This window comes from Pseudoalteromonas sp. XMcav11-Q (assembly GCF_040104525.1).
In the GTDB taxonomy this organism is placed as follows: domain Bacteria; phylum Pseudomonadota; class Gammaproteobacteria; order Enterobacterales; family Alteromonadaceae; genus Pseudoalteromonas.
In genome coordinates this window covers 316,970-328,675 of sequence record NZ_JBECOX010000002.1, presented here as the reverse complement: position 1 = coordinate 328,675, position 11,706 = coordinate 316,970, and the positions used below count along the sequence as shown (strand labels likewise).

At 42.6% G+C, this 11,706-nt stretch carries 9 protein-coding genes; 3 read left to right on the top strand and 6 right to left on the bottom strand.

Features of this window, described 5'->3' with window-relative positions:
• Nucleotides 1-67: 67 nt before the first annotated feature.
• The 5 genes from ABMY45_RS04885 to ABMY45_RS04865 form a co-directional block, all read right to left on the bottom strand.
• Nucleotides 68-1,135, bottom strand: a complete 1,068-nt coding sequence (locus ABMY45_RS04885; protein ID WP_206472503.1) for a lipocalin-like domain-containing protein — start codon at nt 1,133-1,135, stop codon at nt 68-70.
• Nucleotides 1,125-3,578: an ABC transporter permease gene (locus ABMY45_RS04880; RefSeq protein WP_239422741.1), complete on the bottom strand. Its 2,454-nt coding sequence runs from the start codon at nt 3,576-3,578 to the stop codon at nt 1,125-1,127. The genes ABMY45_RS04885 and ABMY45_RS04880 overlap by 11 nt, the downstream gene beginning before the upstream one ends.
• Nucleotides 3,579-3,582: 4 nt before the next feature.
• Nucleotides 3,583-4,239 (bottom strand): ABC transporter ATP-binding protein, encoded by a 657-nt coding sequence (locus ABMY45_RS04875; RefSeq protein WP_010603737.1) that lies wholly within the window; start codon nt 4,237-4,239, stop codon nt 3,583-3,585.
• Nucleotides 4,240-4,347: 108 nt separating this feature from the next.
• Nucleotides 4,348-5,040, bottom strand: coding sequence for an SDR family oxidoreductase (locus ABMY45_RS04870; RefSeq protein WP_349288510.1), 693 nt, complete (start codon nt 5,038-5,040; stop codon nt 4,348-4,350).
• Nucleotides 5,041-5,182: 142 nt separating this feature from the next.
• Nucleotides 5,183-5,569 (bottom strand): STAS/SEC14 domain-containing protein, encoded by a 387-nt coding sequence (locus ABMY45_RS04865; RefSeq protein WP_174169524.1) that lies wholly within the window; start codon nt 5,567-5,569, stop codon nt 5,183-5,185.
• A gap of 170 nt (nt 5,570-5,739) precedes the next feature.
• On the opposite strand from ABMY45_RS04865, the gene ABMY45_RS04860 reads away from it, so the two are divergent.
• Nucleotides 5,740-6,537 carry a putative porin gene (locus ABMY45_RS04860; protein ID WP_349288509.1) on the top strand — a complete coding sequence of 266 codons (798 nt, stop codon included), beginning with the start codon at nt 5,740-5,742 and terminating at the stop codon, nt 6,535-6,537.
• Nucleotides 6,538-6,681: 144 nt separating this feature from the next.
• Complete coding sequence (locus ABMY45_RS04855; protein WP_349288508.1) at nt 6,682-9,933, top strand: PDZ domain-containing protein; 3,252 nt, start codon at nt 6,682-6,684, stop codon at nt 9,931-9,933.
• A gap of 37 nt (nt 9,934-9,970) precedes the next feature.
• Here ABMY45_RS04855 and ABMY45_RS04850 read toward each other — a convergent pair whose 3' ends face one another.
• Nucleotides 9,971-10,852, bottom strand: coding sequence for an alpha/beta hydrolase (locus ABMY45_RS04850; RefSeq protein ID WP_211865132.1), 882 nt, complete (start codon nt 10,850-10,852; stop codon nt 9,971-9,973).
• A gap of 198 nt (nt 10,853-11,050) precedes the next feature.
• On the opposite strand from ABMY45_RS04850, the gene ABMY45_RS04845 reads away from it, so the two are divergent.
• Nucleotides 11,051-11,578, top strand: coding sequence for a hypothetical protein (locus tag ABMY45_RS04845; RefSeq protein WP_349288507.1), 528 nt, complete (start codon nt 11,051-11,053; stop codon nt 11,576-11,578).
• Nucleotides 11,579-11,706 lie beyond the last annotated feature (128 nt).

Here is an 11,706-nt window from a genome sequence, read left to right as displayed (position 1 = left end):
TAATACTATCTCACTAGGAAGCTTAAAGACAATATAGGTACAAGTTAATCGGTATAGCCAATGCGGGCTATTCGTATCCGACTAGCTCAGCGTACCCTTCACCGGTATAGCCACCGGACACTTTTACTCTTCCTTCCCAATACGGGATAGTCAGCTGGTTTCTCGCATCACGATTGATACTTTCGATCAGAATAACAGGACTGTGCTTTAGCCGTAGTTGCCATTTAAATGGATAGCTTACTCCATCTAATGAAACCTGCTCCAAAACACTTAATTGAATATCCTTATGCGCTATTTCTGTCGCGCTACCCTCAGCTGTAATTTCAGTGCCTCGGCAATCTTTGTAGACTTGTTGGCTATCACGAATGCAAAATACCATTAGTGCGCCGTTCGATCTGTCTTGACCTCGAATACTAAACCAATCCCAGCCGCTTTGTGCCTTACTGATAAACGAGGAAGACCATTCCCTATCGAGCCACGCGTCACCGCTGACTTGATGTGTGTCACCTTGAAAAGTAAGCTCACCAGAGACGCTTAAAAAAGGATAGCTGTAGTACATGGAAGCGTGGCCGTCGGACGTTTTTTCACTGTAGCCATTGTTCCCATGTAGCACTATCGGACTTTTTCTCAGTGTTAAATTAACACTGTTTTTTTCTTCCTCAGCATGAAGCGTTAACGGAAAAAATGTTTCCGTCGCGCTGCGCAAATGCCAGTTATCTAATTGCGTGATAAATGGGTCAGCTTGAATTTTTACTTGCCCTGCTCTTCCGTATCGTTCGAAGGATTGGTGCCTGGTATTATCTTGAATTGCAAAATGCGCAAAGTATAACTCACCATCCCACCATGGACTGACATATTGAACGCTGACAACTGAGGTTCTAAATAACGTCCATTGAACACCAAATTCTTGCCCTGAATCACTTTTTAAGTTTGCAGTAACATACCACCATTCAATGCCTTGATCAGGATGGCTACCGTGATCACGCGGAAAACTTAACCGATATACGGGAGAGACCGGATCGCCCGACTGAAGATTGAAAAAATCACGTTTTGAAGCAGGTGCTTCTGACAGCTCCGGAGTGCAGCCGACTCCCACCATTAACAGTAATAAAACGATAAGATAATTAGTCTTCATACAACAGATCCGCAGTATCGTGACGACTCAGTTTGAGTAGAGGTAGTACACTAACCAGCAAAGCTAAACTAAAAATGAGGGTGATAAAGACCGCGATCTCAAGATAAGGTAATAGAAAAGGGATCGTCCAACCGAAGCCAATTGGCATCACAAATTTAAGTAATATCCACCCGAGCATTCCCCCGAGTATCGTCGCCAACACTAAACTCACAAGCAGAATAACAGCGCTCTGCCCTAATTTAATAGCAAATGCTTGCCAAGTGGTAACGCCTAATGTTTTTAAGATGGCCAAAGGTTGAATTTGCTTAGCGCCGAGAGTCAGTAATGATACCCACAACCCAAATAGCGCGATAGCAACTATCATTAAATTTAACGCGTGCGTTGCGTAAAACGTATGTTCAAACAAACGCGTAGCGTATTGTTTAAAGCGCTGATTTTGAACCACTTGTGAGTCGTTTAAATGGAATTGCTGCATGACCTTTTGCTTAAATAAAGCGGTATCAATATCTGGCTTTAGAACAATTGAAAAACCATATGCTTCATAGTTAAGCCCGGCGTTTTCAATTGCGTCACTAACAGCGACGAACACCGCGCGCTGTTCGCCATAATCGTAATAAAAACCCGTTATCTCACAGTTAATATGCTTTTTGCCTTGTTGCAAACGAATACGCTGACCCAACTTTACGCCATACAATAATTTGCTTGGCTCGTTGGCAAGGCACCCACTCACATTTTTATTCGCATCATAGTAAAGCACTTCGTTATTAGGTACAGCTCCCGCAAGCAGCGTAAGATTGTAGTGATGTTCGCCAGAGCGACCGAAGCTTATCAAGCTCGCTGATTGAGTGCCTTGTTGATGTGAGCCCAGGCCATAACTTATCTCTGCACGCCAAAATACACCGGCCTTTTCAATATCCTTTTGGCTTAAGAGCCATTGATATTGCACATCAGAGACTTCACTGGGCCGCACATATAGATCTGCGCTAAGGCGACCATCTAAATGGATCTGCAAAGCTGAACTAAAACTGCTCACCATAATTTGCAACCCTACGGAAGTGCCAACCGCAAGCAACACGGCATAAACACTGATTGCAAGTACTCTGATCTGCTCGACACTGTCTGCTTTCATCCATTTGACTAATGGATGCTGAGTTGGAATACCTTTAAACGCAGCCCACAGTGCCACTGGTGTTATCATAAAAAAGAGCAACAGTAAGCAAACGCACAACCCAAGCGCATGAAATGGCGCTTCGCTACCAAGATAAAAATACCCAGCGGCCGTAACCAATAGACTTCCACTCACTATTTTACTCTGCCAAGATTTATAAAAAGTAAGAGGCTTTACTTGGCAATATGCCACACTTGCAAGTACCAAAAGGTTTAACACAAATGCTTGCAGCACGACTAACCAACTGAAATTAACCGGTAAACGCCTATCTAATGCAAATAGGCTCTCTAACGCCATAGAGATCTCGCTCACCAATAAGTTCGCCCCTAGGAAAGCCACACCTGCGCCCACCAATGCAGCAATCAAGCTTAAGACGAGCACCTCAATGACTACCGCTGCGACTACATTTGCTTGAATACATCCAAGTAGTGTGAGTTGCTGATGTAGTTTTTTTCTTGCGTGCAGACAAAGCTTTATAGCGTTAAAACTTAAAAAAGCGCCAACCACGTAGCCTAGGAATGCAAGCGCTTGCAGGTTGAAGAAAAACGCCTTCGACAACGAGTCGAAAGACTGCGCTTGTGCACTTTGCAGCTGTGCTTTATCACCTAAAATCTGCCTAACTTTTGCCTCATCCAATACTGCATTTGAGATCTCTATATAACTAATTTGACCTGATGAATTCAGTAAATGGTCAACTAATGCAATATCGGCTAATGCGGTATCACCAGTCAGGTCCGATAAAACAACGAAGTGTACATCCGTATCAAGAAGCTTGATCACCTCATGCCTACCGAGCGACAAATGTTGAGCCATCTCCTCAGATACGTAAATTGTATTAAATCCAAATTGTAATGGTGCAGTTTGATTGCCTGACTTATCTCCCTGTGATTGCACTTTAGGTAGAGACAGCCATTGCAAAGTATTAACTCCTTTGATCCGGAGCCTGTTCCCGTTCGGCAGGGTAAGCACGCCTTCCAAAACAGGCTCAGCAGATACGACTCCTGCGTTTCGAAGCGCCGTCCATACATCGCCAGTCAACATCTCGCCGCCTACGCTTGGCCGAACAAAGTGACTAATTGGATTGTTAATAAGTGCGCTAGTTTGCTGATAGCGATCTGTTGCTTCTTGATTTAGTCCTTGAATTGAGCCAAGTAAAGCACTACCCAAAGATAAGCCAAAAACGAATAACAAAAACAACCAAAGATGCCTTTTATAGAACTGCATAAACACCGTGAGTACCAGCCTAATTTCTGATAACGCGCTCAGCCGTTCCATCGTTTTAGCCATAAGCACGGTTGTTTTGAATGGTGATTTTTCTATCTAGGCTGTCAGCAAGGTGTTGGCTGTGTGTAACCATAAGCAAGTTAACGCCTTGCTCTTCACACAGCTCACGCAGAAGTAATACCACTTCTTCGCTTTTCGCAGCATCTAAGTTTCCCGTCGGCTCATCGGCCAGCAATAACTTAGGCTTGTTGATCATGGCACGTGCGATACCAACTCGCTGCTGCTCACCACCTGACAATTGCTGAGGCAAGGCCGTTAATTTATGTAAAATCCCCAAACGCTCTGCCAGCGCATCAACATCGCTTTGCTTTGGGTTCAATTGATTGAGCTGTGCTTGAAAAACAATATTGTCGTAGACGGATAAAGGTGCAAGCAATTGATAGTGTTGAAATATCATCCCTAACTTGCGACGGTAGAGCGCCTGTTCAATATCATTAAACTGAGTAATATCCCGGCCATCAATAATAATACTGCCGCTATCGGGCTTTAACAAACCACCAATCAGATGGATAAGTGTCGTTTTACCCGACCCGCTATCACCAACAATAGCGACCTGTTCTTTAGCAGCAATACTGAGACTAAGCTTATCTAATACAGCTCGATTCACTTCACCATCACGACGCGTGAAGACTAAACTTTGAACTTCTACCACTGTATGCACATTCCTTTACTACTATGTGGACGCTACGCAACGTACCTTCCTCATTAAGTAACCAAAATTTTTTATTTCTCGTGTAAGCACAGATTAGTTGTCAGTTTATTACCAAGGAATAGCGTCACCGCTATAGTCGTAAAAGCCACCGCTTTGTGCATCCACAAAGTGTGATAACACGGAGTAGATCCCATTTGCAGACTCGTCCGGGGTAATTAACGCGTTGGGGCCCCCCATTTCCGTTTGAACCCAACCAGGATGAAGCGCAACAGTTCGGATCCCCTCACTCAGTAAATCATTAGACAAGCTCTTTACCACTGAGTTTAGCGCAGCCTTCGAACTGCGATAGATATAGCCGCCACCTTTGGTATTCATGGTGTGACTGCCGACCTTAGAGGAAATGGCCGCAAAAACCTTTTCATTACCGTTGCAAAGATGGGTGTAAAATAGTTCAGCAAGTCGCATGGTGGAAAAGACATTAACCTCCATAACTTCTCGCCACGCTTCTATATCGGTTTCACCAAACGCATAGTCTTTCGGCCCATATATACCCGCGTTGTTGATAACGATATCTATAGCTACAGGCGCCAGTTTCTCGCTTAATTCTTCCATCTGGTCGTAATTGGTCACATCTAAGGCAAACACTTGGAGCTCAGGAAAAGTTGGCGCGAGAGAGTTAAGTTCTGAAGCAGTAAGCGGGTCTCGACAAGTTGCTAATACGTGCCAGCCAGCCTGCAGATAGGTTTTAGTTAACGCAAGTCCAATACCGCGGTTTGCACCAGTGATCAGTATTTTTTTCACAGTCGAAGCTCCTAAGCCGTTATGACAAAAGCCAATGGTGTTAATTCACTATACTGATGATAGGTTGAATAATCCACTTTTTGCAGATGTGACTAGCATCTCGAGCCACAATGCAAAAATCATGAATTTAATTCAACTTTAGTCAGTCTCGCTCTTTAAGCCAATTCAGTGCATCTTCTTTATCATCAAAATACTTCACTTTACCAGTAACAAACCAGTTACCTATTGTTGCAGCAAGTCGATGCCAATTTTTACCGCCATATATTGCTACTTTGGCAAATTCAGTGCTATGCTCAAAGGCGAATTGGAAGTCATCCCACATGGCTCTTGGCTCCCAGCCTTCAAAATCAGTCGCATCAAGAAATGCATAGATTTTAGGCGATGTTACCGCTTTCAGTGCACTCTCGATTATTGGTGTAATAACAACATAATCTTCATGAGTGAGTTTACCTGTAGGCTTAAGTGTGAGATAAATATTATCTCCAAAGCGCTCAGTGCCTATTGATATACCGTGAAATGAATTTTTCATTTTCACTTCCTTTATGTTTATCTCATAAACAAAAAGCATAATTAAGTCTCAGCTTTTTTGCCAATATCCAAACTTTTTTCATTATTGTCAGCTTCCGTTCAGATTTCTAATACTACCATGCGCGCCGTTGAGTCGATGTAGCTCAATATATGGAAATTAAAGGGATGACTATGAAAAAACTACTATCTATCGCAGCTGTTTCACTACTTGTTTCAGCAGCAGCTCAGGCTAACACTGGTAACGTACAAAAAGAGTGGTTCAACGCCGCTAGTTACACAGATTTTGATGGCTCTGACAACAGCGCACTGATGCTTTCTTCTCGCTATTTCTTCGCACCTCAAGAATCAGTAGGCGTATGGGATGACTTTGGCTACCTTGATACGGACAGCAATGTAGGCGTAAGTTACTTTAACGATGATTATTCAAATGCTTTCTCAGCGCGTGGTGAAGGCTTCATCACTAAAGAATGGTTTGTAACAGGTAGCATCGCTGATCTTGGCGAAGCTGACGACCATTACTCTATCGGTTTTGGTTACCTATACAACGACAGCCTAAAACTAAGCGTTCGCCACGAAGAGTTTGAAATTGGTGACGTAACTTGGTTCAAAGCTGAGTACAACCACGAACTAAATTCTACAGATTACATTGGTTTCACTGTTGAAACTGAAGACGAATTTGATTACCTAAACCTAAGTGCACGTTACTTCATGCACGTAGGTGGTGAAAGCTACTTCACAATCGACGTAGAGCACAACCGTGTTGATACAGATTTTGAAGATGATTCAGTAACAAACGTATTTGCAAACTACTACTTCACTCGCAACTTTGCGCTTGGTCTAGGTTCATACGATTCAGACTTAGGGGTAGAAGCTAAATACTTCTTCAACGACACTTACTACCTTAAAGGCAGTGTTGTTGACACAGACGGCGGTGAAACAAGTAACCTAACTTTTGTTGCTCAGTTCTAAATCAACACATGATTGAGGTACATCTGTACCTCCCCTAACTACTCAACATCTCATCGCGACCACACTCCGCGGTGGGGTGTTTTTTCACATTTTGAAACAAGCTACTCATCTAAATTGGGTGCATTTCACTTATCAATCGTTATTATGTATCAAAATAATAACGGAAATGCCTATATTATGATGAAGATAAAAACACTCGTGCTCGCCATTGCTGCGGTAGCCGCGCCTTTTGTTTCGGCGTATCAGACCGAAGATACTCGCCTACTCCGCTTTCCAGATATCCACAAAGATAAAGTCACTTTTGTATATGCTGGCGACATATATATTGCAGATACCAACACAGGTAAAAGTCAGCGTCTAACAGACCATATTGGTTTTGAGACCTTCCCTAAGTTCTCTCCAGATGGCAGTAAAATCGCTTTTGCCGCCGAGTATAATGGCAGCCGCCAAATCTATGTGATCAATGCTGATGGTTCAGGATTAAAGCAACTCACTTACTACAACGATGTTGGTCAAATGCCTCCTCGCGGTGGGTTCGACTATCGCGTGATGGACTGGACACCCGATGGTAAACATATCGTTTTTAGAGCAAATCGCACACCATGGGGCAAACGTATGGGTCGCCCGTATATGGTACCAGTAGAAGGTGGACTTGAGCAGCCGATGGCCATTCCAGAAACGGGTGGTGGTATGCTTTCCGCTGATGGTAGCAAGTATGTTTACACACCAATCGACAGAGAGTTTAGAACTTGGAAGCGCTCTCGTGGTGGTCGAGCTCAGGATGTATGGATTTACGACCTTGAAAACAATACGTCCAAACAACTCACCACTGACAAAGCCACCGATCAACAACCAACTTGGGTGAATGACAGTATTTACTTTGTGTCTGATCGCGACTACACGCTCAACCTTTATAAATATCGCGATGGCAAGTCACCGGTTAAAATGACTGACCACAAAGACTTTGATGTGCTTTGGCCATCAGCTGGGCCAGATGCCATTGTCTACGAAAATGGCGGTTACTTATATCGCTTTGAGGAAGCGACAAAGACCGCTAAGAAGCTAAAAATCGATGTAGCAGGTGTGCGTCAATATGCCATGCCATATAGTAAAAACGTTAGCGACTTTATTGATTCTATGGATATATCACACGATGGTAAGCGTGCATTGTTTACTGCCCGTGGTGAGTTATTCTCAGTCCCAGTAAAACAGGGCCCAACTCGCAACCTTTCTTACACGCCAGAAGGCCGTGAAATTGAAGCGAGCTGGTCACCGAATGGCCGTTATATTGCCTACATGAGCGATAAAACAGGTGAATATGAGATCTATCTCAAAGATAGAGCAAATAACAACAAAACCATCCAGTTAACTGACAATGGTACCATCTGGCGCTTTACACCAATTTGGTCCGCTGATAACAGCAAACTACTCTTCGCAGATAAAAACCACACGCTATGGTGGATTGATGCGAAATCTGGCGATATGCATAAAATTGACACCGCCAAATACGACGAAGATGGTCTAACTGAATATACTTGGTCGCCAAACAGTGAAGATATTGTTTTTGTTAAAAACAATGAAAACCGCTACGCCTCGCTTTGGCACTATAACACTGAGGATAAAAAGGTCACTCGACTGACTGACAACATGACCAGTGAGCGTAACCCGACTTTCTCTCCTGACGGTAACTACATTTATTTCACTTCTGAGCGCGACTATAACCTCACCTTTAGCAGCTATGAATTTGATTATATGTTTAATAATGCCACGCGCATTTATAGCGTTGCGGTGAATAGTCAGATCAAGCCGCTTAATGCCTTTGAAAGTGATGAGTTAAGCATTCAATCAGACGATGAAACGAAAAAGGACAGCGAAAAACAAGCAAATCGCATTGAGGTCAACGGCTTTATGTCACGGGTTGTATCACTCTCAGCCCCAGCAGGTAATTACGGTTCGCTCACAGGTGTTGAAGGAGGCGTACTAACCTTAACAAGCGGTGCGTTAAAGCTCCTCGGCACAGAACCAGATAGCAAACTAGAAACCGTTGCCGAAGGCGTAAGCAGCTATAAAGTTGCCGCTGGTGGTAAGCACCTGATCGCTCGCGCTGGTAACAACTTCAGTGTAATTGCACCAAAGCCAAAGCAAGATTTAAAAGCCAGTCAGCTTGATTTATCTAAGATGACACTGAAAATAGACCCGAAAGTTGAGTGGCAACAAATGTATGTAGAGGGCTGGCGCACATTACGCGACTGGTTCTACGACGAACATCACCATGGTCAAGATTGGGATGCTATCTTGGAGAAGTATCAACCACTTGCCAGCGCTGTCGCACACCGTAGCGACTTAGACTATGTACTTAGTGAAATTGCGGGTGAAATCAACGCAGGTCACATCTACGTACAATCTGGTGATGCCCCAACAGCCGAGCGCAAAAAGCATGGTTTACTTGGCGCAGAAATAAGTGCTCATCAGTCTGGCTACGTTAAAATTGAGCGTATCTACAAAGGTGAGAACTGGCATGAAGACTACCGTTCACCACTCAATGAAACCGGCGTGAATGCCGATGAGGGTGATTACATCATCTCGGTAAATGGTCGCTCGGTAAAAGACGTGGTTAACTTTTACGAACTACTTGAAAACACCCAAGGCGAGCAAGTTGAGTTGGTATTGAGTAAATCACCAAGCGCTGATGATAGCTGGAAAACCACGGTAAAACCTGTTGCCAGCGAACAAGGCTTGCGTTACATGGCATGGGTTCAATCACGTGCTGACTACGTGGATAAATTATCAAACGGTAAGATTGGCTACGTTCACCTACCAAATACTCATTATGATGGTAACCGTTCATTATTTAAGAACTTTATGCCACAAACGAGCAAAGATGCGCTGATCATCGACGACCGTTATAACGGCGGCGGCTTTATCCCTGAGCACATGATCACTTGGCTTGCTCGTAAGCCACTTAACTATTGGAAACGCCGTGGTGTTGAGCCAACAAAAACTCCACAATTTGCCCACGATGGTCCAAAAGCCATGCTTATCAATGGTTATTCAAGTTCGGGTGGTGATGCCCTACCTTACTACTTCCGTCAGGCAGGTCTTGGCAAACTGATTGGTACTCGCACTTGGGGTGGCCTTATCGGTATCTCGGGTAATCCAAGTCTTGTTGACGGAGGTCAGGTTATCGCTGCAACCTTCCGAATTCTAGATAACGAAGGCAATTGGATCATCGAAAACGAGGGTGTGAGCCCTGATATCGAAGTGATCGATAGACCAGAGCTTGTTCATGCCGGTAAAGACCCTTCTGTCGAGCGTGCAGTGAAGGAGCTGTTGAAAGAGTTAAAAGATAGCCCGAAGAAAACACTGACAGTGCCTCCTGCGCCGTCTAAGTTCTAATTACTATAAAAATATAAAAGGCTGAGCAATCAGCCTTTTATATTTTCGAACAATCTTTATTCCTATCTCTACGCGATAAATCTCCCAAAAATTGTACGAGTAGCTTTGTTGTTTCATTTGTCGGCGTTGATGCAAGTAAATGATGCTGATAATTAGGTATAAAAAACTGTTGTGCACAGTGATTTTTTAATACCAACTTGCTTGACTCTGGAAGTACATCATCTTTACCTGAATTAATTACTAATAGATTTTCATAATAATTAACAACTTCAAGTCCATCTGAGAAGTACTTTTGCAAATCATTTTCAATTAAATATGACTCTATCACCTTATCGATTAATCCTTGCGGCAAGTACTCAATATATGAAACCGTTTTTGAGGCAGCAACATTTAAGTCTTCCCTAATTAAAAATGGTGCCACACCAATCAAATTACTAGGGTTATACTTTTGAGCTATATGCAATGCCGGTAGAAAGCCCATAGAAAATCCGATAACATTGACTGACTTATAATTAGACGATAATTCAGGATAGTAGTCGACCAATTTGCTACCAAACGAAAATGTAGTTTCATCAACGCTTTTCAAGTCCATTACAATGACATCTGAACCCAATGAGGAAAACCAAATCGCGTAGGAAGTCAGTAGTGATTTATCCACGGCAAAACCGGGGATCAAGAGAGTTAGCTGCCCGCTCAAGTCGAGAGCCCGAGCCTGCTCTTCTCTCACTATTTTGTAACCGGCACTGATACCATTAATTTCAACATTCATATCAATGTCATCCTTGATTGAAATATCACTTGGATAAAAGTCATAAGTCAACGTGTACTCACCTTTTTTTAATTTCCTTTCAATTTTTTTGACATTTATCAACTCTGTGTCGATAACTAGTTTTAACTCATATTTCAATGATTTACTCATAACACTTCGACCTATTGAAGTGCAACCAGAACTAATAAGAAAAAATAAAACAACAATTAAAATTGATCTTTTTGCACACATTAACTAATCTCCTCCTTGCAGTACTAATTTCATATTAAAAAGGATATTTTATGAATTGTAAATTTAGAAACTCAATTATCGCTGCAAATTTATTAGTTGCACTAATCCGGATGTAAAATGACAGCGAATGCAGAGCACGCTCAAGGCAGAGTGTCTATTCAATGCCAAGTTATTATTGGTGGTTCCTCTTCATCCAACTCAATTATTCAAACTTTTGCACCAGAAATTTTCGATCAATATGGCCGAATTAACCTTTCAAATATAGATGCACCCAAGTTAGATTTTGAAATAAATAATTTATATAATATAAATCACATTAAAGATAACCGTATTATTATCATTTTGAAGTCAGGTCAAAGTATTTTGGCTCGTAAATGGTTTGATGTATATAAAGCTGACTCGATGTATAGGTTGAATAGCCCTCAATTATTTTCAAACTGGGCTATGACCTATGAAGCGGTGGCGGATGGTTTCGACATAAACTTTGCTCCAAAACCTCGGGTAATTACGGCACCGAGTAGCTTTTCAGTCAAAGGTAAGTATCGAAGCGCACCTCTTTTCGAATCGCCACAGGTACAGTTTGAAGGTTGTGAACGTTTGCCTGAATTCCCAGTACCGGATCCTGGTTACTATTGCGAACGGTAAGACTTGCTAGCTAAATTCAGTGAGTAATTATTGATTACTCACTTCTAATAACGATCTACGTTTAGACACAACATATAATCCCCACCCCGTAATCTTGTGTAATCGCCTTTTTTTACTTTTACAGCTAC